21 protein-coding genes and 1 pseudogene are annotated in these 21,794 nt (G+C 58.0%); 7 read left to right on the top strand and 15 right to left on the bottom strand.

What is annotated here, in order from left to right; all coding sequences use genetic code 11:
- Window positions 1-164: 164 nt before the first annotated feature.
- The 5 genes and pseudogenes from OSH03_RS19305 (at window position 165) to nrdG (ending at window position 7,807) form a co-directional block, all read left to right on the top strand.
- Window positions 165-1,561, top strand: a pseudogene (locus tag OSH03_RS19305) (PTS fructose transporter subunit IIC).
- Between the two features lie 10 nt (window positions 1,562-1,571).
- Window positions 1,572-4,169, top strand: coding sequence for a glycoside hydrolase family 38 N-terminal domain-containing protein (locus OSH03_RS19300; protein WP_266179844.1), 2,598 nt, complete (start codon window positions 1,572-1,574; stop codon window positions 4,167-4,169).
- A 1-nt stretch (window position 4,170) separates the two neighbouring features.
- Window positions 4,171-4,743 carry a fructose PTS transporter subunit IIA gene (locus OSH03_RS19295; protein ID WP_266179843.1) on the top strand — a complete coding sequence of 191 codons (573 nt, stop codon included), beginning with the start codon at window positions 4,171-4,173 and terminating at the stop codon, window positions 4,741-4,743.
- Between the two features lie 369 nt (window positions 4,744-5,112).
- Window positions 5,113-7,251 carry an anaerobic ribonucleoside-triphosphate reductase gene (nrdD, locus tag OSH03_RS19290; protein ID WP_266179842.1) on the top strand — a complete coding sequence of 713 codons (2,139 nt, stop codon included), beginning with the start codon at window positions 5,113-5,115 and terminating at the stop codon, window positions 7,249-7,251.
- Window positions 7,252-7,342: 91 nt separating this feature from the next.
- Window positions 7,343-7,807, top strand: coding sequence for an anaerobic ribonucleoside-triphosphate reductase-activating protein (gene nrdG, locus OSH03_RS19285; protein WP_266179841.1), 465 nt, complete (start codon window positions 7,343-7,345; stop codon window positions 7,805-7,807).
- A gap of 3 nt (window positions 7,808-7,810) precedes the next feature.
- On the opposite strand, the gene OSH03_RS19280 is transcribed toward nrdG, so the two are convergent.
- From OSH03_RS19280 to OSH03_RS19225, 12 genes are all read right to left on the bottom strand, one after another.
- Window positions 7,811-8,095 (bottom strand): type II toxin-antitoxin system RelE family toxin, encoded by a 285-nt coding sequence (locus tag OSH03_RS19280; RefSeq protein ID WP_266179840.1) that lies wholly within the window; start codon window positions 8,093-8,095, stop codon window positions 7,811-7,813.
- Window positions 8,085-8,327: a type II toxin-antitoxin system RelB/DinJ family antitoxin gene (locus OSH03_RS19275; RefSeq protein ID WP_266179839.1), complete on the bottom strand. Its 243-nt coding sequence runs from the start codon at window positions 8,325-8,327 to the stop codon at window positions 8,085-8,087. The genes OSH03_RS19280 and OSH03_RS19275 overlap by 11 nt, the downstream gene beginning before the upstream one ends.
- A 77-nt stretch (window positions 8,328-8,404) precedes the next feature.
- Complete coding sequence (locus tag OSH03_RS19270) at window positions 8,405-10,315, bottom strand: BglG family transcription antiterminator (protein WP_266179838.1); 1,911 nt, start codon at window positions 10,313-10,315, stop codon at window positions 8,405-8,407.
- 19 nt (window positions 10,316-10,334) lie between these two features.
- On the bottom strand, window positions 10,335-11,471 hold the full coding sequence (locus OSH03_RS19265; RefSeq protein ID WP_266179837.1) for a lactonase family protein: 1,137 nt from the start codon (window positions 11,469-11,471) through the stop codon (window positions 10,335-10,337).
- Window positions 11,472-11,568: 97 nt separating this feature from the next.
- Window positions 11,569-12,309, bottom strand: a complete 741-nt coding sequence (gene dagF / locus OSH03_RS19260; RefSeq protein ID WP_061099431.1) for a 2-dehydro-3-deoxy-phosphogluconate aldolase — start codon at window positions 12,307-12,309, stop codon at window positions 11,569-11,571.
- The gene (locus OSH03_RS19255; RefSeq protein WP_151413013.1) at window positions 12,306-13,424 is read right to left on the bottom strand and encodes a DgaE family pyridoxal phosphate-dependent ammonia lyase; all 1,119 of its coding nucleotides are present in this window, start codon (window positions 13,422-13,424) and stop codon (window positions 12,306-12,308) included. The genes dagF and OSH03_RS19255 overlap by 4 nt, the downstream gene beginning before the upstream one ends.
- Window positions 13,408-14,541: an amidohydrolase/deacetylase family metallohydrolase gene (locus OSH03_RS19250; protein WP_266179836.1), complete on the bottom strand. Its 1,134-nt coding sequence runs from the start codon at window positions 14,539-14,541 to the stop codon at window positions 13,408-13,410. Before OSH03_RS19250 ends, OSH03_RS19255 begins: the two co-directional genes overlap by 17 nt.
- Window positions 14,542-14,583: 42 nt before the next feature.
- On the bottom strand, window positions 14,584-15,225 hold the full coding sequence (locus OSH03_RS19245) for a DUF4310 family protein (protein WP_003856081.1): 642 nt from the start codon (window positions 15,223-15,225) through the stop codon (window positions 14,584-14,586).
- Between the two features lie 13 nt (window positions 15,226-15,238).
- Window positions 15,239-16,015: a DUF4311 domain-containing protein gene (locus OSH03_RS19240; RefSeq protein ID WP_023310182.1), complete on the bottom strand. Its 777-nt coding sequence runs from the start codon at window positions 16,013-16,015 to the stop codon at window positions 15,239-15,241.
- A gap of 23 nt (window positions 16,016-16,038) precedes the next feature.
- Complete coding sequence (locus OSH03_RS19235) at window positions 16,039-16,338, bottom strand: DUF4312 family protein (RefSeq protein ID WP_006810338.1); 300 nt, start codon at window positions 16,336-16,338, stop codon at window positions 16,039-16,041.
- Window positions 16,339-16,340: 2 nt separating this feature from the next.
- Entirely contained in the window at window positions 16,341-16,703 is a 363-nt protein-coding gene (locus OSH03_RS19230; protein ID WP_023293430.1) for an SFCGS family glycine-rich protein, read from the bottom strand.
- A gap of 10 nt (window positions 16,704-16,713) precedes the next feature.
- Window positions 16,714-17,052 (bottom strand): PRD domain-containing protein, encoded by a 339-nt coding sequence (locus OSH03_RS19225; protein WP_119917024.1) that lies wholly within the window; start codon window positions 17,050-17,052, stop codon window positions 16,714-16,716.
- A gap of 417 nt (window positions 17,053-17,469) precedes the next feature.
- On the opposite strand from OSH03_RS19225, the gene OSH03_RS19220 reads away from it, so the two are divergent.
- Complete coding sequence (locus OSH03_RS19220) at window positions 17,470-17,625, top strand: Hok/Gef family protein (RefSeq protein WP_041911460.1); 156 nt, start codon at window positions 17,470-17,472, stop codon at window positions 17,623-17,625.
- 70 nt (window positions 17,626-17,695) lie between these two features.
- Here OSH03_RS19220 and cybC read toward each other — a convergent pair whose 3' ends face one another.
- Together cybC and pmbA are read right to left on the bottom strand one after the other, a co-directional pair.
- The gene (gene cybC, locus OSH03_RS19215) at window positions 17,696-18,082 is read right to left on the bottom strand and encodes a cytochrome b562 (RefSeq protein ID WP_028015297.1); all 387 of its coding nucleotides are present in this window, start codon (window positions 18,080-18,082) and stop codon (window positions 17,696-17,698) included.
- Between the two features lie 40 nt (window positions 18,083-18,122).
- Entirely contained in the window at window positions 18,123-19,475 is a 1,353-nt protein-coding gene (gene pmbA, locus OSH03_RS19210) for a metalloprotease PmbA (RefSeq protein ID WP_061099436.1), read from the bottom strand.
- Window positions 19,476-19,571: 96 nt separating this feature from the next.
- Here pmbA and yjgA point away from each other — a divergent pair, with 96 nt between their 5' ends.
- Window positions 19,572-20,123 (top strand): ribosome biogenesis factor YjgA, encoded by a 552-nt coding sequence (gene yjgA / locus OSH03_RS19205; protein ID WP_028015295.1) that lies wholly within the window; start codon window positions 19,572-19,574, stop codon window positions 20,121-20,123.
- 102 nt (window positions 20,124-20,225) lie between these two features.
- Here yjgA and mpl read toward each other — a convergent pair whose 3' ends face one another.
- Entirely contained in the window at window positions 20,226-21,599 is a 1,374-nt protein-coding gene (mpl, locus tag OSH03_RS19200) for a UDP-N-acetylmuramate:L-alanyl-gamma-D-glutamyl-meso-diaminopimelate ligase (RefSeq protein WP_061099437.1), read from the bottom strand.
- Window positions 21,600-21,794 lie beyond the last annotated feature (195 nt).

Genomic DNA, 21,794 nt, shown 5'->3' with positions numbered 1-21,794 from the left:
TAATCCCGGCATGATATTAACATACCAGGAAAATAGTCACTGGAAGGCGCTTCACACATTGCATTTACGCGTATCACGATACGTAATTAGTATTAGCAAACGTTAAAAACTGTTTTAGGTTCTCTTTATACTTTCCCTGTTTTCACATCCAGGGAATTATGACAATGACGAAACAAAAAGTTGTCGCGGTAACGGCCTGCCCGACGGGCATTGCACATACCTTTATGGCGGCGAATAAAATTATTGCATGGGCTAAAGCGCACAACATCGAGGTAAAGGTTGAAACGCAGGGCAGCGACGGCGTTAAAAACCGCTTAACGAAGCAGGATATCGCCTCCGCCACGGCCATTATTCTGGCAACCGACGTCCCCATTCAGGATGCCGAACGCTTTGAAAACATTCCCCACCTTCAGACCCGTACGCAAGAGCTGATCAAGCATACCGATCGCTATCTGCGTCAGGCGCTGGCCATGGAAAAAAACGTCACCACGGTCGTACATGAAGACGAACTCCAGCGTTCGGCTTACAGATTTTCATCGGCCATATCATGGCGGCCATCAGCTATATGCTGCCGGTGGTGGTCATGGGCGGTCTGATGATGGCAACGGCTAAAATTACCGGCCAGTTTATTAACATTGAACATTCGCCGTTCAGCGTGCTGGATAAAGTGGGCTTTATGACCATTAAGTTCATGTATCCGGTTTTCGCCATGTATCTGGCGTTTTCCATTGCCGGCAAACCGGCGCTGATCCCCGGGCTTATCGGCGGCATTATGTCCGATGAAGTCTACAAGCGCTTCTTTGATATCGAAGGCTTTATGCCGTCCGGCTTTTTCGGCGCGATCGGCATTGGCTTTTTTGTGGGCTACCTGGTGCGCTGGCTCAATGATTCGATTCACGTCCGCCAGCAGCTGACCACCATTAAGACCATGCTGATCGTCCCGCTGATCACCGCCATTACGCTGGTGATGGTCATGGAATATTTGATCAACCCGATTTTTGGCTCGCTTAACCAGCTGATGGTGGTCTTTTTTACCTCGGCGGGTGGCACCGGGCGCGGGTTCTATTCCGCGATGATTGCCGCCGGCACCGCGTTCGACCTGGGCGGCCCGGTCAACAAGGCGGCAGGCTCGGTCGCGCTCGGCCTGAATGGCATAAGCGAGACGTTTGATTTAACCGCCCGCGAACTCTCGATCGTCATCCCCTCTATTGGCGTCGGCTTTGCCGCGTTCCTCAATGGCCGCTTTGGCCTGCCGGATGTCTTCAGCCGGGAAGAGAAAACCGTTGGCAGCACCTCGCTATTGCTGGGCGTTATCGGCATCTCGGAAGGCGCTATCCCGTTCATCCTGAAAAACCCACGCCTGATCCCGGTGTTTATGGCCGGTGCCGTCGCCGGCGCGCTGGTCGCCATTGCACTCGGCGTGAAGCAGACGCTGCCGCTGCCGGCCATCTGGGGCTGGCCGCTGGCAACCAACGTGGCGGGCTACCTGGCGAGCGTCTTTATTGGCGCACTGATTTGCGCCCTGGGCGTGCTTTACGTCAGCCCAAAGAACGCCAGGTAAGGGGAACGTCATGAATCAGATCCACGTCATTGCCCACACGCACTGGGATCAGGAGTGGTATTTCACCCGTCAGGACAGCATGGTGCTGGCGTCATATAACTTTGCGGACGTCATCGATACGCTGGAGCAGGACCCGGCCTACAGCTGCTATCACCTTGACGGACAGATGGCGGTGGTGGAGGACTTTCTCGCCGTCAATCCTGATTATCGCACCAGGCTGGAAACGCTGGTCAGAGAGAAAAGGATTTTCGTGGGGCCGTGGTATACCCAGACGGACACCTACAATGTGCATGGCGAATCGATTATCCGCAACCTGAAGTACGGCATCTTCGCCGCCCGTAAGCTGGGGCACGCCATGCAGGTTGGGTATCTTCCGGATACCTTCGGCCACAATGCGCAGATGCCCACCATTTTGCAGGGCTGCAATCTCGACAACATCGTCTTCTGGCGCGGTATCGATCACGACAGGCACGCTAAAAGCAGCCAGTTCCTCTGGCGCGCGCCGTCAGGGGCGACCGTTATCGCCTGCGCCATGGCGCTCGGCTATGGCGCGGCTAAAAACATGCGTTCGGAGCCCTGCCATCTGCAGGGTAAAATCTATCCGATGGTCAATCTCCTGCGCTCGCGGGCCGGAATAAACGACCTGCTGCTGCCCTGCGGCGGCGATCAGGTCAGCATCGACCCGGCGCTGCCGAAAATCCTGCAGGTCGCCAGCGCACAGTCCCCGGACGAGGACCGTTACGTTATCAGTTCGCTGGAGCGCTACGTCGACATTCTGCGCGCGCAGCGTGAGCAGTTTGAACGCTGGGAAGGAGAGCTGAAATCGCCGCGCTACACCCGCATCCATAAAACGATCGGCTCCGTGCGCTACGACATCAAAAAGAAAAATGATGACGTTGAGCAGTTCATCCTGCGGCAGCTTGAGCCGACAATCGCCATGGCGCGTCATCAGGGGATCCCGGTCAACCTGTCAGTGGTCGATACGCTCTGGAAGAAGCTGTTGCGAAGCCATGCCCATGACTCCATCGGCGGCTGTAACAGCGATGCCACCAACCGCGACATTCTGCATCGGCTGGAGCAAACCGAACAGCTGTGCCACAGCCTGTGGAATCTGGTGGTGAAAACCCTGGCTGCTACCTGCGCTCGGGAAGGCGACGTGATGATTTTCAACCCGCTGGCCACGCAAACGCAGCGCGTGGTGAAAGCCACGCTTTATAGCCGCGCTGACAATATCGCGCTGACGTATCAGGGGCAGACCCTCCCCTTCGACGTCCTGAAAAGAGACGTGTTGCCCGGCGGAACGGCGATCTCCCTTAGCGCCGAAGGCGAGTGTGAAACGCCCCTTCCCCCTTACTTCCGCTGGCAGGTTGCGGTGCAGACCCCGGTTCTGCCGTCGGTCGGCTATATCGCCGTTAACGTGGAAGATAACCCTGCACCGTTCCGCCAGCCTGAACAGGTAAAGGGCAGCGAGATAGAGAATACGCATTATCGGCTGTCGCTGGATGCCGGAACGCTTACCCTGAAAGACAAGCGCAGCGGCAGACGCATCCCCTCTTTCTTTACCCTCGAAGACTGCGCGGACGCGGGCGACAGCTACGATTTCTCGCCGCTTGCGGGCGACGCGCCGACGCGCTGTTCCCATTTTACGCTCGTCGAGTGCCTGAAAACGCCGCTTGTCGAAAAGCTGGTCGTCGAAGCCACGATGCATCTTCCGCAGGATCTCGCAGGCCGTCAGGATACCGCCCGAACGCCGCTATCCCTTCTTCTGACGTGCGAATTACGCCATGACGATCCGAACCTGTATGTCGAGAGTACGCTTGAAAACAGCCACTGCGATCACCGGCTACGTTTACTGATCGGCAGCGATATTCACACCCGTCACGCTATCGCCTCCCAGCCCTTCGCGATAATCGAGCGCGAAACGGGATGTGAGAGTGAAAACTGGCAGGAGCGCTATCGCGAGATGCCCGTGGATATCGAAACCACCGAAGGCATTATTGCTGTCGCGGGAGCGGGCAAAGCGCTGGTGATAAATAGCCGCGGCATGAAGGAGTTTCAGGTCATTGGCAGCGAACCGGCGGCGATTGCCCTGACGATGTTTAAAGCGACGGGCGTGCTCGGGCGCAACGATCTCGACTGGCGGCCGGGCCGGGCGTCGGGCATTAATAATACGGTGGTTGAGACCCCCGACGCCCAGTTGCTGAAACCGCTGCACTTTTCATTTACCGTCGCACTGGCCGACAGCGCCGACCACCTCACGCTTCGCCAGCTGGAAAATCAGGCGACCGGGCAGCCCTTTTCCTACCAGCGGCAGTCATTACACACGCTCGATCACCGTCTTGAGCGCTTTGCGTTGCGCCTGCCCGACAGCCAGCTTCCGGCACAATTCTCATTATTGACCCTGCCAGAGCCGCTAGTCCTGTCTGCCCTGCCCCATGCGCAACGGTCGAATGGCACGGTCGTCCGGGTGTTTAACGCCGGGACGCAGCCGGCTCCCGTCCCGGCAGCGCTGGCAGGGCTTCGTCAGATCAATTATCTGGAAGAGCCCGTGCAGCCGGTAACGGCAATCCCCCCTTCCGCAACCTGCGATTTTTTGATGGAGGCTTAATATGAACTTGCTTGCATTGACGCACCCCGATCTGGTTTTTATCAACCCGCCGCACCGTACGCCTGAAGCGCTGATCCGCTGGCTCGCCGAACCGCTCGCCGGGCGAAATATCATCAGCGACGAAGAAACCTTTATCCAGAGCGTTTTAAAACGCGAAAGCGAAGGTCCTACCGCGCTGGGTGAAGCGCTCGCCGTTCCGCACGGTAAAAGCGAGGCGGTGCAGCAGGCGGCGTTTTGTCTGGCGCTTTTTGACGACCCGATACGCTGGCCGGGTCTGGACGGTGATGAAGAGGTGAGAATGGTTTTTCTGCTCGCCATTCCGCCCGCAGAAGCAGGCAGTACCCATATGCAGCTGCTGACGACGCTGACCAGTTTATTGACGGAAGATCGAGTGCGCGAGCGGCTTCTGGCGGCGCGCACCCGGGAAGAGGCGATGTCCGCCCTGAGTGCTGAAGAACCGCAAAAACAGGATGCGGCCCCCGACCGCTCCCTTCTCATTCCGGTGATATTGGGCAGTATCGCTACCGCAGCCTTTTTACAGGCAGGATTGAGCTGGGCCTGCGCGGTGGGTTAATCGAACGGCGCTCAGCTCGTACCGTGCTGAGCGCTTGTTTTTGTTGAATAATTAATCAGATTTTTCCTCCGCGTCTTTACAAAGGCTGAAGCGCCCGCCGTTTGTACTCTCGTCTTTTTACTTTGTTCTGCGTCAAATAAATCGCAAACTTGTTTGATGCAAATCACTATATGTAGAACTTAAAATGCACGCCGACCCAACATCTTGTATTAATCGTCTACTATTCCAACAACAAGACGGCGCTTACGCTGGCCGGAATTGTGGATAACACGAGCTGGGAACGCGGGAAGTCTTTGGCCTGGCGGGGAATACGTCCGGTGAATACTTCTCCACCTCTGTGGATAACCTGTTTTTAAAAATGGAGTGATCATGACACCGCATGTGATGAAACGTGATGGCTGTAAAGTGCCGTTTAAATCAGAGCGCATCCAGGAAGCCATTCTGCGTGCAGCTAAAGCAGCGGGAGTCGATGACGCAGATTACTGCGCCACCGTCGCAGAAGTCGTTAGCAGCCAGATGACTGAACGCAGCCAGGTCGATATCAACGAGATCCAGACCGCGGTTGAAAACCAGCTGATGGCGGGCCCCTACAAACAGTTAGCCCGCGCCTACATTGAGTATCGCCACGATCGCGACGTGCAGCGCGAGAAGCGCGGACGCCTGAACCAGGAGATCCGTGGCCTGGTGGAGCAAACCAACTCTGCCCTGCTCAATGAAAACGCCAACAAAGACAGCAAAGTGATCCCGACCCAGCGCGACCTGCTGGCCGGTATCGTCGCCAAACACTATGCCCGCCAGCATCTGCTGCCGCGCGACGTGGTCTCGGCGCACGAGCGCGGCGAGATCCACTATCACGATCTCGACTATTCGCCGTTCTTCCCGATGTTCAACTGCATGCTGATCGACCTGAAAGGCATGCTGACCCAGGGCTTTAAAATGGGTAACGCCGAGATTGAACCGCCTAAGTCGATATCCACGGCGACAGCGGTAACGGCGCAAATCATCGCTCAGGTGGCGAGCCACATTTACGGCGGGACCACCATTAACCGCATTGACGAAGTGCTGGCCCCGTTCGTGACGGCGAGCTTCAACAAGCATCGTAAAACGGCGGAAGAGTGGCAGATCCCGGACGCTGACGGCTACGCGCACTCCCGCACCGAGAAAGAGTGCTACGACGCGTTCCAGTCGCTGGAATATGAAGTGAACACGCTGCACACCGCCAACGGGCAGACGCCGTTTGTGACCTTCGGTTTTGGCCTGGGCACCAGCTGGGAATCACGCCTGATCCAGCAGTCCATTCTGCGCAACCGTATTTCCGGCCTCGGCAAGAACCGCAAAACCGCGGTGTTCCCGAAACTGGTGTTCGCCATCCGCGACGGTCTGAACCACAAGTTTGGCGATCCAAACTACGATATCAAACAGCTGGCGCTGGAGTGCGCAAGCAAGCGCATGTACCCGGACATCCTGAACTACGATCAGGTCGTCAAAGTGACCGGCTCGTTTAAAACGCCAATGGGCTGCCGCAGCTTCCTCGGCGTGTACGAAGATGAAAACGGCGAGCAGATCCACGACGGGCGTAACAACCTGGGTGTCATCAGCCTGAACCTGCCGCGCATCGCGCTGGAGGCCAAAGGCAATGAAGCTGAATTCTGGACACTGCTGGATGAACGCCTGCAGCTGGCGCGCAAGGCGCTGATGACCCGTATCGCACGCCTTGAAGGGGTGAAAGCCCGCGTGGCGCCGATCCTTTACATGGAAGGGGCCTGCGGCGTGCGCCTGAAGGCGGACGATGACGTGTCTGAGATCTTTAAAAACGGCCGCGCGTCGATTTCGCTGGGCTATATCGGCATCCACGAAACCATCAACGCCCTGTTTGGCGACGCGCATATGTACGACAGCGAGGCCCTGCGCGAAAAAGGCATTGCGATTGTCCAGCGCCTGCGCGACGCGGTTGACCAGTGGAAAGAGGAAACCGGCTACGGGTTTAGCCTCTACAGTACGCCGAGCGAGAACCTGTGCGACCGCTTCTGCCGTCTGGACACCGCCGAGTTCGGCATCGTGAAAGGCGTGACCGACAAAGGTTACTACACCAACAGCTTCCACCTCGACGTGGAGAAAAAGGTGAACCCGTACGACAAGATCGACTTCGAAGCAGCCTATCCGCCTATCGCCAGCGGCGGCTTCATCTGCTACGGCGAGTACCCGAACATCCAGCACAACCTGAAGGCGCTGGAAGACGTGTGGGATTATAGCTATCAGCACGTGCCGTATTACGGAACCAACACGCCAATCGACGAGTGCTACGAGTGCGGCTTTACCGGTGAGTTCGAATGTACGAGCAAAGGCTTCACCTGCCCGAAATGCGGCAACCACGACGCGGCCCGCGTCTCCGTGACCCGTCGCGTGTGCGGCTATCTCGGCAGCCCGGACGCGCGTCCGTTTAACGCCGGCAAACAGGAAGAGGTGAAGCGCCGCGTGAAGCATTTGGGGAATGGGCAGATAGGGTAAGTTCTGCGCAGGGTTCTCACCCTACCCCTCTCCCTGTGGGAGAGGGCCGGGGTGAGGGCATCAGCGCGCACACATTCTCTGGACATTTTCTATGCGATACCATCAATACTACCCCGTCGACATCGTCAACGGCCCCGGCACCCGCTGCACCCTGTTCGTTTCAGGCTGCGTACATGAATGCCCCGGCTGCTACAACAAAAGCACCTGGCGCGTAAATTCCGGCATGCCGTTTACCGCCGAGATGGAAGACCGAATCATCAACGACCTGAACGACACGCGCATCAAACGCCAGGGAATTTCCCTCTCCGGCGGCGACCCGCTGCACCCGCAAAACGTGCCGGAGATCCTGAAGCTGGTGAAGCGCATTCGCCGCGAGTGTGTGGGAAAAGATATCTGGGTCTGGACGGGATATAAGCTGGAAGAACTGAATGCAGCTCAGAAGGAAGTCGTGGATTTGATTAACGTCCTGGTCGACGGTAAGTTCGTGCAGGCTTTAAAAGACCCTATGCTGATCTGGCGCGGCAGCAGTAACCAGATTGTGCATCATCTGAGATGATCGTTAGAGCCGTTTGTTTGCATCATGATAAACGGCTGCTTTCTCTCTTTTTCCGATAGCGATAACAAATACCGTTACTACGTTATCCTGAACCTGATAAACCAAACGATAACCCTGCGATCTGAGTTTTATTTTGTAGCAATCCGGCAGGCCATGCAGGCGGGCCGATTCGATTCTGGGGTTCACTAAGACGTCAGCAAGTTTCTTTTTAAACTGGCATTTCACCGTATCGCCCAGCTTATGCCACTCCTTTAAAGCCCTCGGGTCGAATTCCAGTTCATAAATCATCCAGACTAACCTTAATTCCCTTTTGCGGATTCGCCAGCCGCTCCCGGACTGTCTGTATCAGTTGATCTTCACTGTCACTGATGGTGACAGTTTTCACCGGCATACGCCCCGTTTCCGCGACGTACTGAAACAGTAACCGCACGGCTTCCGTTGGGGTAATATTGAGTTTTTCAAGCACGGCATAAGCCTCGTTTTTGAGTTTGTCATCCAGACGGACGTTCAGCGTGGCCATTATGCCTCCAGTAAAATCGAATGTGTAATGCAGTTTAGCATTACATTCGCATTACATCGAATTCTGGATAACGCCTCTCAAAACCGGCTCAAACTCTCCATCGCCACCGCCTTAAACCCAGCAAAATCTCCGCACTGGCACAGGCGTGCCATCGCGCGTTCTCGCAGGAAGGTGACGAAGATGTCGTAAATCGCCATCGCCTCTTCGTACTCGCTTTTGCTGATGGCGAGCAGGAAGATGACGTGCGCCGTTTCATCCCCCCACTGAATACCCTGCGGAGCCAGCACCGTGTAGACCACCGTTTTCTGCGCCAGCAGGCCGAGGGAGTGCGGCAGCGCGATGCCGTCGCCGAGCATGGTGCTGACGATAGCTTCACGCTCTACGACGGAATCCAGAAACTCCGCGCCAACAAAGCCTTCGCGTTCAAGCTGGTCACACAGCTCGCGGAACAGCGTTTGCTGGCCAACAGGCTTGTCGAGAATGCGGAAATGGGCCGCATCGAAGTATTTCTCCAGCATCCACGGGCGGGTGCGGTCCACCAGCACCAGCTTGCCGATCTGCTCTAACTGATAGTCGGTTGGGAACGGGGCGATCGTCACCACCGGTTTGGATTTTTCACTCACGCGAGCGGTGGAGATAACAAAGTCTTCGCCGATGGCATCCGCCAGCTCGTACTCGCGCAGGGTGAGCGTGCGCGTCACCTCGATCTGCGGGTATTTGCGCTGGAGCACCGCCTCAATCATGCGGACCATCGCGTTACCGGCATCGCATACCAGCAGCACGCGCGGCTGGCGCTGGTAGCCGATGTTGTAGTGGCGCTCCAGCCCGACGCCGATATGCAGCACCAGAAAGCCAATCTCGTTTTCGCTGATCACGTACGGCGTGTATTTGCCCCAGCTCGACACCGCCGCGAGGGTCATATCCCACGCCATCGGGTAGTGCTGCTTGATGTTATCCAGCAGCGGATTGGGGATCATGATTTGATACCGCACGCGGGTGATCATGGTTTTAATGTGCGTGAGCAGATCCGCGTGCAGCTGCGCGTCGCTGAGCAGGTTGTAGTTATAGTGGGTGTTGATGTAGCGCAGGATGTAGTTGACCAGCGCTTCGTCGTCGTCGGCGTTAATCGCGCTGGGGGCGATCTCCTGGATCTGCCGCGCCGCAATGTGCACGCACAGCCAGCTCTCTTCGGACGGCGACAGCACTTTGCCCGCCAGCTCCTGAATGGCCACCGCAATATCCTTCGCCGCTTCCCGCACGTTCTCTTCCACGTCTTCGGCGTGGAATTCCGGCAGCGGAAAACCTTCGCTGATACGACGCACCGACACCGCGCAGTACAGGCGCAGGAACAGCTCGCCTTCGTCGGTCAGGCGAATGTGGTGCCGGGTGAGCGCGTCGTGCAGCACGACCACCATCTGCTCCGGTACCCCGGCGTTGAGCGCGACCTCCGTCACCAGCGGGTTGAGGCTGTCCTGCTGCGCCAGCTCCCACAGGAGATCGGTCAGGCAGGCGCGGACCGACATCTCGCTGCCAAACAGCTTCATGCCGTGGCGCGGGCGGGTTTCCAGCGTCAGGTTATAGCGCTGAAACCACTCGCGCACTTCCACCATGTCGCTCTGCAAGGTGGCGCGGCTGACAAACCACTCGTCGGCCAGATCTTCAAGCTTAAGTGAAAACGCCGACGTCAGGAAACGCACCACCAGATAGTGCACGCGCTCCGGTCCCGTTCGGGGAATACGCAGCGCGCGCGGATGCGATGCCTGCAGCTGCTGATAGCGCTCGGCATCGTCAATTTTAAGCTGGTAGCCGTTGCCCCGGCTCAGAATAAACTGCGCGCCGTGGCTCGCCAGCAGCGCGTTCAGGGCGGTGATATCTGCGCGGACGGTTCGCGTGGAGACCGACAGCCGCTGCGCCAGCTCGTCCTGCGGCAGCGTCTCGTTTTGCAACAGATCGAAAAGTTGCGCTAAACGTTGGTTCGGAAATCGCACGTCGTTGTCCTCTTACTGCTCAGGGTGAAATGACCATCAGGGATGGGCTGCCGACCGGGGTATAGTCAGGCTCGAAGCTCAGCTTGCCGTCCTGCGCCACGCGGAAACGGGTAATGTTGTCGCTGCGCTGGTTCATGACGTACAGCCAGCGTCCCTGTTTATCGAGCGTCAGGGTGCGCGGGTAGTCACCGCGGGTCCAGACATCCTCCTGATGCGTCAGCGTGCCCTCCGCTGTTACGGTAAAGTGCCCGATGCTGTTATGCAAACGGTTCGCCACATACAGCTGCTTACCGTCGGCGCTTAATGCGAGCCCGGCTGCAAAGCTGGTGCCTTTATAGCCGTCCGGCAGGGCAGAGACCGTTTTGCCCTCTTTCAGCCTGCCGCTGCTGTCCAGCGCATAATGGGTGAGCGTAGACGCCTCTTCGTTTATCAGCCACAGGGCATCCCCCTTCGGCGTAAAGACAAAGTGGCGCGGGCCGGCGCCTTTTGAGGAGGCGCTGATAAACGGCGGATCGTTCGGCGTAAGCTTTCCTGTTCGATCGTCAAAGCGGTACTGATAGATGCGATCCAGCCCCAGATCGGTAGAAAAAACGTATTTCCCGCTCGGATCGGCGGCGATCATGTGCGCATGGGGGCCGTTGTGATCGCTAATGGCAAAGCTACCCTCAACAGCCGCTTCCGGCTTCGCCGCGCCCGGTTCTCCCTGGTCCTGATGTTTGTCCGTAGCGTCACCCAGGCTGCCGTCCGCGTTGACGGGCAAAACGGCAATCGATCCGCTGACGTAGTTCGCCACCAGCAGATGCTTGCCGTTTGGCGTCAGCGAAAGATACACCGGCCCCGCGCCGCCGGAGGCCACCTGATTCAGCTCGCTCAGCGCGCCGTCATCGCCGATGCGCAGCGCCTTCACCACGCCCTGCTCCACTTCGCTTGCCAGATACAGCGTTTTGCCGTCTTGCGAGACGGCCAGCTGCGCGGCGTTCGGCAGCGTGCTCACCAGCATCTTGTTATCGAGCGCGCCGGTTTGCGGGTCAACCGTAAAGCGGTACACCCCTTCCCCGTTGGGGTTGTAGGTACCCACCCAGGCGTATTGCGTCTGGGCGACAGCGGCGGTGGCAAGCAAAGAGAGTGAAGCGACAAGCAGGTTACGGGTGTGCATGGTGGCTCCTTCAGGTGTGTGCGGTGTTTCATCCCCCTCACCCTAACCCTCTCCCCAAAGGGGAGAGGGCCGGGGTGAGGGGTGTTGTTTTTTTTTGTTACTTCACCAGTTTTTTCGTCATTTCCAGCAGCGTACGCACGTCTTCCGGGCGAGTATCGCCGCTGGCTTTGTCGATAATTGAACTGTAGATGTGCGGGATGATCTTGCTTACGCCCGCGTCGAGGGCGATCTGCAGGATCTCCTCATAGTTTTCCAGATCGATACCCCCCGTCGGCTCCAGCCAGAAGTCGTGACGGGCGCAGGCTTCCGCCACCGCCTGGTACTCGTCGCGGCACTTCAGGCCGCCCATCGGGAAGTACTTGATGGAGCTGCCGCCGAAATCTTTCAGCAGGGCAATCGCGGTTTCAACCGGCACGATGCCGTCCGGCGCACTGCTGCTCAGCGGTCCGGTGGAGATTTTGACCATGCCCACGGTGCCGGTCGGGGAGACCAGACCGTTAACCACCGATTCATTCTGCCCCAGCAGCGCGCGGCTGGTGGCCACGCCGGTGAAGACCTGGTTGACGTGCTGCGGCTGCACCTGGCGGGAGATCTCGCTCACCATTGCCGACTGGTTCGGGTCACCCGCGCCCAGCCCTACGGAGAGCGCGTTATCAATCAGCGCGGCGTATTCGCGCATATCGGCAACAGCGCTCGCCACGTCCGGGTAGTTTTTGGAGAGCACGCCCACCAGCACGTGACCTTCCGCCGCCTCGTAAATGGCGCTGGCGTTGGCTTTCGAGCCTGCCAGCACGTTCAGGCAGACGCGGTCACGGTAAAAATTGGGGGTCAGTTTCATGCATTTTTCTCCTGTCCTAATACTTCGCTAATGCGGCGGTACACGATATTCAGCTGGTCAGCGCTCACGCTGCGCACGTCCGCTTCGATAATCCCTTCGTTGGCCTTGTAGCCACGGAAATAGATGGCGTATTCGCCCTGCTTCAGCTTCGCCACCAGGTCACCAGTGCCGACGCCGGTCGTGGCTTCGTCGAACTTAATCTCGGTGCGGGCGATATCACGACCCGCGCTGTCCCAGACCACGCGCGCGGTGACGCCGTTCAGGGTGTTGAGCGCGTCGATAAACGGCGTCATCTTCGCCACCATCTCGGCGCCGCTCTCTTTGGTGGCCGTCAGGTAGTGTTCGATGGCGCAGGTCAGGCCGAGGATCCCCTCTTTGCCGACCTTCATCGCGCGGCCAATGCCCGCCGTCTGGCGCTTCACCCACTCAACGTACTGGGTTTTGCCGATCACCAGCCCGCTGGTTGGCCCTTCAATTGCCTTCGCGCCGCTGTAGATCACCAGATCCGCGCCGGAACGGTAGTACACGTGCAGATCTTCTTCCGCCGCGGCATCGACGATCAGCGGCAGGGAGTGTTTACGCGCCACCACCGCCGCCTGCTCGACGCTGAGCATACTTTTCTGCACGCAGTGGTGCGATTTGATGTAGAGGATCGCCGCCGTGCGCGGGGTGATTGCCGCCGCCAGCTGATCGGCGGAACATTCGTTGGCGTATCCCGCCTCCACCAGCTTTCCGCCGCCCAGCGCCACCATGGTGCCGACCGGCGCGCCAAAGTTAACGTTGTGGCCTTTCGGCAGCACGATTTCGTTGTTCTCGATTGGGGTGACGTGCAGGTTTTCCAGCAGCCAGTCGCTGTCTTTCACCAGCACCGCCGCCACGGACTGGGCAATGCCCGCCGACGCGCAGGAGACCACCGTCGCGCCTTCCACATCCAGCAGCTTCGCAATGTATTCCCCGGTTTTGTTGACCAGATCCTTCATTTCGAAATAGTGATTCATGCCGTCCATCGCCGCCTGCACCACTTCCGGGCGCGGCGTGGAGACGCCCAGCGCCGTCATGCGGCCTGAGGTGTTAATCACCTGCTTTAAGTTGTACTTCTCATAAATCGAAGGCATGTTCCGTGCTCCCTTGTTCGGTCATGTAGCCCTTGCCCGCGCGGATCGCGGCAAGCGGCACCAGAATGTGTTCAGCCTGCAGGCTGTCGTTTTCGGCATCCGTCAGCACCGTTGGCTGGCGTTTAATCGTGAACAGCGTTAAATCCGCGTCGAGACCCGGCTGGATGCGGCCCTTCCGCGCCAGGCGCAGACCGTCGGCGGCGTTGGCGGTCACGCAGTCAATCACCTGCGGCAATGACATGCCGATGGCGAGAAACTTCGACATCACGCTCGAAAGCGAGCCAACCGGGCCGTTAATGCGGTTGCGGCAGTAGATATCCGAGCTGATGGTGTGCGGCAGAATGCCCATCGCGATGGCGCGTTTCGCCACCTCAAAGCTGAAGCTCGCCGTGCCGTGGCCGACGTCCAGACGCACGCCGCGCTTCAGGGCGGAGGTGATGGAGGCGCGCAGCTCGCCGGAAGGCGTCAGAATGCGGTTGGGCTTGCCGTTGTAGCAGTGGGTAATGATGTCGCCGGAACTCAGCAGTTCAGCAATTTCGTCGAGGTTTGGCGGGTTGTTGCCAATATGCACCATCAGCGGCAGGTCGCCGTTCTCTTTCTGAATGGCCTTGGCGCGCTCCAGCGGCGTGATGCCGTTTTCACCGACCACGCTGCTGCTCATGCGCGCCTTCAGGCCGACGATAAAATCCGGGTGGCGCGTCACCGCCTGCTTCACCGCGTCGGCGTCAATATTCGCCATATTGGCTAGCTCGTTCTGGGCAATCAGCCCCACGCGGGAGATGTTCAGCAGGGTAAAGACTTCGGTGGAGGCTTTGCGGGTGATGTCGTAAAAATCGTCCACGTCGTCGGCCCCGGTACTGCCCGCGTCCACCACGGTGGTGACGCCGGTGGCAATGCCCACGCTGTCCGGCTCGTCGTGGTAAATCGGGGAGTTCGGGTAGCAGTGAACGTGGGAATCAATCCAGCCTGCGCTGACGTACACGTCACCGTGAAGCTCAACCGTCTTGCGGGCGGGAGCGTCAATTTCGCCCGTCGCGGCGATCTTCCCGTCCTGAATGGCGATATCGGTCAGGGTATCGTCGGCGAGGCGCGCACGGCGCAGGAGTAAATCAAACATGAGGATCTCCTGATAAGGCGGGCGCCGGAGCGCCCGCGGGTATTAAAGGGCGACCGGGAACAGCCAGCCCAAAATCATTGCGCCGAGGATGGCGCCACCGGTAATCGGCTTCTGCCAGATGTAGAACAGCAGCGCACCGACCAGAGAGCCAACGCCGATTGGAATGGAGGCGGTCATGGCGCTGAGGATAATCAACGGCCCGAGGAAGCGGCCGGAGGCGTTGCCCGCGCCCATCATCACGTCTGCGCCGTAGGTGGAGTTGCTCTGGTTGATGGTGAACTTACGCGCCAGGATGATGACGTAGCCGATCGCCAGGCCAATCACCAGGCCGGTAATCAGCGAGGCGATGAAGTTAGTCACCGGGAACATGATCCCCGCGCCCAGCAGCAGCGCCGGTACGCCGAGGCCCACGCCGGTCTGGATCGCCCCGCCGATGTCGAGAATACCCACCAGCGACCCTTCGATAATGCGGGCGAACAGGAAGCTTGCGCCGAACGCCGCCACCGCGCCGTAGACGCCGGTATCGATCCCCGCTTTCAGCATCGCCACGAAGGCCACTTCGTTAAACGCGCCGATGCCGTAGAGGTAGTACATGTGCGTCCCGGCGAAGACTCCGGAGGAGAGCAGGCCAACGAAGATCGGGAACGACCAGTCGGCATACCAAAAACCTTTATTCTGTTCCATGTAGAGGCTCCTGTTATTTACCGCTGAGCGAGTTGTGGATCATGTCGAGCCAGTTCGGCACGGTCAGATGGAAGGATTCGATCATCTTCATGTCGAAGCCGCGGAAGAAGCCGCTCAGCACGAAGAGCAGGACGATGGCCGCCATCATCACTTTGGTGACGTGGTTCCAGCCGCTCTCTTCCACGCCTTTACCGATCAGGATCCCCAGCACCAGGCCCGGTACGGCGTTGCCCATGATCAGCTGCGCCGCGCCGCCAAAGATGGTGGCCCAGAAGCCCGATTTTTTACCCGCGTCGATGGCCGCCAGCCAGAAGATCACCGGCATTACGGTGTTAACCAGCAGGTTAGCCGCAGGCACCAGCACCTTCACGGCGGTGACCTGAAGCGCTGCCGGCACGGAGGAGGCGGTCAGGTTCAGGAAGGTGACGACGAGCATGCCTATCACGCCGCAGGCAATCGCCATTTTGCGCGGGTCGTGCAGCGTTTCGCCGACGTTACGGTTTTTGATCATCAGTGCAGCAGCACCCCAGTTCGGGATGATGCGGTGGTCTACGTCCTGTGTGAAGGCACCCGCAGCCACGGAAGAGGCCCAGGCGTTAAAGAAGAAACCTAACCCAAAGGAGAAGTGGGACGCCGGATCCCCTTCACAGGAGTTCAGTTCCCCCAACGTACGAAACGCGCCCATACCCTGAGTGGTAGGCGCATGAAACATGCGTGCAGCCCCGGCTCCGACACCGACGCCAACCAGGCCGCCAATGATGAGCGATTTTATTAATATAATTAAGAACATCAGTCTGCCCTTTTTATGAATAATCAGCGTTGCGTGACGAAATCCACCTGGTCGAGATTGATGGCTGTCACGTTGACGGTCACATCCAGCTCCACGCTGTAGGTGCGTCTTTCCCGGCGCAAAAAGAAGAACAGAAACGCTTCTTTACGCACCGCTTCTTGCGCCTGAACAACCTGCACATCCTGTGGCTCAATACGCAGTAAGATATGCGGTGAGGCTTTCATCACCGCGGCCTGAACGTGGTTGAGCGCGTCGGCAAAGGCGCGCGCTTTGGCATCGCCCTTCCCCTTCACTCTCACCGTGGTTGTGAACTGTTCTTTCATGCTTATGCGCCGTATTTTTTCTGCCACGCCTGCACAAGACGCTCGCCCAGCTCTTCTTTATCCATAAAGCCGAAGCCCAGCACGTTGCAGCCTTCGTTGATGGCGGTCACGCCCTCTTCAACCGAACGCATGCCGTATTTGGCCTTGTAGCCATATTTGGTTTGCGCGGTGATAGCGCCCGCGCCGCCGCTGCCGCAGAAGGAGATACCGAAGGTGGCGTTTTCCGCTTTCATCACGTCGCCGAGCTTCATATCCGCCGCCATGCCCGGCACGACAACCGCGCGTCCGCCTGCTTTTTCCACGCCGGCAGCCACTTTCTGACCTTTGCCCAGGCGATCGCCAATCACGACTGTAATCTGTTCCATGTGTTGCTCCTTAAAGGTTGTCTTTCGCGACTTCAAAGTGAACGGAGAGCAGCCAGGCCTCTTCATCAGGAAGGTTGCCAAACTGCGCCACCACTTCACGGGCAAGCTGCATTGAATCTGGTGAAATTTCGTCGAACAGCTCTGCTTCTACCTCCGGCAGCGGCTCGCCGGTTACTGACCGGTGCGCCATTGCGCGCACGTGGGAGGTGAGCATCTGCTCCTGTACCGCATTGGGGATGATGTTGTGCCGGGCCAGCAGGGCATAAACCTGCTGCAGCATGGTGGTCGCGAGCTGTTCTGTTTGCACCGCCTGTTCCCCAACGTCGTTCATTACCGCTCCGTTAATCACTCGTCTTACCCCGTTAATGGCTCTGGAATAAAACTAACGTTGCAAGGGAATGGTTTGTAGCGAGTTGTTTTCCACTTCGAAGTGGAAAGGCGAGCCGCAGCAGTGATCTGTGCCACATAAATGTGGTGAATATGGTTAAACCGATGTATTTACGTGATGAATATCACGCTATTAAGCGGTACTAAACAGGTAAGCAGAGTGGAAAAGTTTACGAGCAGGCTCGTAGAAATGTGACGTGGATAAGGTTTTCTTATGGGGATTCGCTAGAGTGGCTGCGGGTGCTTGAGACTGACCGTCTCAGGCATGGGACGGAAAGTGGAAAGCCCCGCTTGATAGAAAATCAGGGCGGGGGCTCGAAACGACACGTCACGACCGTGGAGTTCGCTACCTCGCCCGCTTTAAAGCAAGGAGGCATCCATGAAACGCCAATCCCCAATTATCCGGGTTTCGATGATTGTTGCTTTGACAATAATCATTTTAACGCTGGTGACGAGGAAAACACTGTGCGAGATCCGTTTTCGAAACGGCTCGCTTGAAGTGACAGCGCGGATGGATTGTCGCTCCGGCCAGTAGGGAGCAAGGATGCGGGGGCGCTTAGTGCGCCTCCGCATACGGGGAAAGGACGTACAGCTCAGGCACCCAATTAACGATATTTCTTGTGATACGTGTTACGCGTCGCCACAAACTGGTCAGCCGCCGCCTGGGCTTCCTTCACTTTGCCTTCGTTAGCCAGCTTCAGCGCGCCGTCGATCTGGCCGACCAGCACGTCAAAGCCGTGGCGATAGTCCTTCATCTCTGCGCTGTCTGCCGCTTTGCTTTCCAGCTTTGGCGGCGTCGCTTTTTGCGCGTCCAGCGCCGCTTCACGCATTTTGGTCAGTGCGCCTTTCATTTCCGCCGCATTGTCCGTTTTCTGCACGACCTTCAGGTTTTGACTGAGGATGTCCATGTTGTCTTCGAGATCGGCAGCAAACGCAGAAGAGCCAAGAACCAGCGTTGAAGCCGCGACGATCGCTAACAGGTGTTTACGCATTGCTCACTTCCTTTTTTATTATTAAAACGCTTTTCGGGTATTACTGGCCGGCGATTTTCATTTCCGGCAGTAATACAGAACCACACTGTATATTGCTACGTGTTTCAATATCGTTACCGACCGTAACGATGTTGCGCCACATGTCCTTCAGGTTGCCGGCGATGGTAATTTCGCTCACCGGATACTGAATTTCGCCGTTTTCGACCCAGAAGCCCGCCGCACCGCGCGAGTAGTCGCCGGTGATGCCGCTTACGCCCTGGCCCATCAGCTCGGTGACGACCAGGCCGGTGCCCATCTCTTTCAGCATCTGCTCAAAGCTCAGGCCCTGACCGGCAATGCGCCAGTTGTGGATCCCGCCCGCATGTCCGGTGCTTTTCAGCCCCAGCTTGCGCGCGGAGTAGTTGGTCAGCAGCCACTGGGTCAGAATGCCGTCTTTAACGATATCGCGGCGTTCCGTACGCACGCCTTCGCTGTCGAACGGCGTGGAGGCCAGCCCTTTCAGCAGGTGCGGATGTTCTTCGATAGTCAGCCAGTCCGGCAGGATCTGCTTGCCCAGCGAGTCGAGCAGAAAGGTCGATTTACGATAAACCGAGCCGCCCGCGATAGCGCCCACCAGATGGCCAAACAGGCCGGTCGCCACTTCATTGGCAAAAATGACCGGGGCTTTCATGGTGGAGAGCTTACGCGGCGACAGGCGAGACAGCGTGCGTTCGGCACACTCTTTACCCACCCACTCAGGGGACTGTAAATCCCCCAGCGCGCGGCCAATGGTGTAGGCGTAGTCTCGCTCCATGTCGCCGTTCTCTTCGGCGATGACGCAGCTTGAGAGCGAGTGACGGGTTGAGCAGTAGCCCTGCAGCATGCCATGCGAGTTGCCGAAGACTTTGATGCCGTAGTGGCTGTTGAAGCTGCCGCCTTCAGTATTCGTGATGCGCTTGTCGGCCTGCAAAGACGCCTGCTCGGCGCGCGCGGCCAGTTCAATGGCTTCATCCGGCGTCACTTCCGCCGGGTGGAAAAGATCGAGATCCGGCGCGTCAAACGCCAGCAGATCTTTATCCGCCACGCCTGCGTAAGGATCCGGCGAGGTATAGCGGGCGATATCCAGCGCCGCCTGCACCGTGCGGGCGATGGCATCCGGGCTGAGATCGGTAGACGACGCGCTGCCTTTGCGGTTCTGGTGATACACCGTGATCCCAAGCGCGCCATCGCTGTTAAATTCTACATTCTCCACTTCGCCATAGCGGGTGCTCACGCTAATGCCGGTGGTTTTGCTGACCGCCACTTCGGCGCCATCTGATTTACCTGAAGCGAGCGTCAGCGCGGTGGAGACGGCTTCTTCCAGAATCTTACGCTGCGCTTCAACTTGTGAGGTTACTTTCATCGCAAATGCCATACTGTAAGAGAGAGTGAAGTGAAGTCTAACAGAGAACCGTTTTTCAGTGCGCGTCTTAACTGGTAACATTAGCCTCTTTTTTTTAAGGAGCCTGACATGACTAAGCAGCCCGAAGACTGGCTCGACGACGTTCCCGGTGATGACATCGAAGACGAAGATGATGAGATCATCTGGGTCAGTAAAAGTGAAATTAAACGTGACGCCGAAGAGTTAAAACAGCTTGGCGCGGAAATGGTAGAACTGGGTAAAAACGCGCTGGATAAGATCCCGCTCGACCAGGATCTGCGTGATGCCATTGAACTGGCACAGAAAATCAAAAAAGAAGGCCGTCGTCGCCAGCTTCAGCTTATCGGTAAAATGCTGCGTCAGCGCGACGTGGATCCGATCCGTCAGGCGCTGGACAAGCTGAAAAACCGCCACAACCAGCAGGTTGCGCTGTTCCATAAGCTGGAGCAGATCCGCGATCGTCTGATTGAACAGGGTGATGATGCGGTACCGGAAGTGCTGAACCTGTGGCCGGATGCCGACCGCCAGCAGCTGCGTTCTTTGATCCGCAACGCGAAGAAAGAGAAAGAAGGGAATAAGCCGCCGAAGTCCGCGCGCCTGATTTTCCAGTATCTGCGCGAGCTGTCTGAGAACGCAGAGTAATATCGAACCGCCTGTTTCCCCCTCACCCCAGCCCTCTCCCCATAGGGGAGAGGGAGAAGAGTAATGTAGGCCCGGTAAGCGCTAGCGCCACCGGGCTTTATTTTACTCTGCGGCCTCGGCTTTCTTCGCCAGACCGTCCAGCAGCTTCTGATGGATCCCACCGAACCCGCCGTTGCTCATCACCAGAATGTGGTCGCCAGGCTGTGCGGCTTTCACCACCATATCCGCTAAGACATCCACGTCCGCGCTCCAGTGCGCAGGCTGAATGCAGGCGTCGGCCACTTCAGCCACCTGCCACGGAATATGCTGCGGCTGCAGCAGGAAGACTTCGTCGGCGCGTCCCAGGGACGGCGCGAGGTCGTCTTTGCAGATGCCCATTTTCATGGTGTTCGAGCGCGGTTCCAGCACCGCCAGAATGCGCGCGGTGCCGCCAACCTTGCCGCGTAACGCCGCAAGCGTCGCCAGAATGGCGGTTGGGTGGTGCGCGAAATCGTCATACACCGTCACGCCGTTCGCTTCACCGCGCAGCTCCAGACGACGGCGGGCGTTGATAAACGTCCCCAGCGCATTAGCGGCATCCGCAGGCAGCACGCCCACGTGGCGCGCCGCAGCGATCGCCATCAGGCCGTTGTGCATGTTGTGCTCGCCCACCAGGCCCCACTTCACCTCGCCCACTTTCTCACCGTCGAGCAGCACTTCCCACTCGGAGGCATCCGCGTTGAGCTTTTTCGCCTGCCAGTGACCCTGCTCGCCCACCAGCTCCTGCTCGCTCCAGCAGCCCATCGCCATGGTCTGCTTCAGATTGATGTCGTTCTCCGGCAGGATAATGCGGCCCTGGCCCGGAACAATGCGCACCAGGTGGTGGAACTGTTTCTGAATCGCTTTCAGGTCGTCAAAGATGTCCGCGTGGTCAAACTCAAGGTTGTTGAGGATCAGCGTGCGCGGGCAGTAATGCACGAACTTGGAGCGCTTGTCGAAGAATGCACAGTCATATTCATCCGCTTCAATCACGAAGAACGGGCTGTCGCCGAGACGCGCAGAGACGTCGAAGTTACCCGGCACGCCGCCAATCACGAAGCCCGGCTTGTAGCCGCAGGCTTCGAGGATCCAGGTCGCCATGCCGGCGGTGGTGGTTTTGCCGTGGGTACCGGCAACGGCAACCACCCAGCGGTCGCGCAGGACGAAGTCATGCAGCCACTGTGGGCCGGACATGAACGGAATATTGCGTTCCAGCACCGCTTCAACGCACGGGTTGCCGCGGGTCATGGCGTTGCCAATGATGACCAGATCCGGCTCCGGATCCAGCTGGCTGGCATCGTAGCCCTGAATCAGCGAGATGCCCTGTTTCTCCAGAAGCGTGCTCATCGGCGGATACACATTGGCGTCCGAACCTGTCACTTCATGGCCCAGCGAGCGCGCCAGCATTGCCAGTCCGCCCATGAAAGTGCCACAAATCCCCAATATATGAATGCGCATACGTCACTATCCTTCTTCAATGTGGCGCACATTTTACTCACATGTTAGCGGCTGTGAAACGCATTTCAGGTAAATCCGTATATTGCTGGCGCGATTCACCTCTGCGCTACTATTTGAATATTTGTTAAGATTGTTGGGCTTTAGTCGTTTTAGTGAACATACAATCGCTCTACTCACAAAGATGCAGGGAAAGTG

It is taken from the genome of Enterobacter nematophilus (genome assembly GCF_026344075.1).
Lineage (GTDB): Bacteria > Pseudomonadota > Gammaproteobacteria > Enterobacterales > Enterobacteriaceae > Enterobacter > Enterobacter nematophilus.
This window is presented reverse-complemented; position numbering and strand designations above follow the sequence as displayed.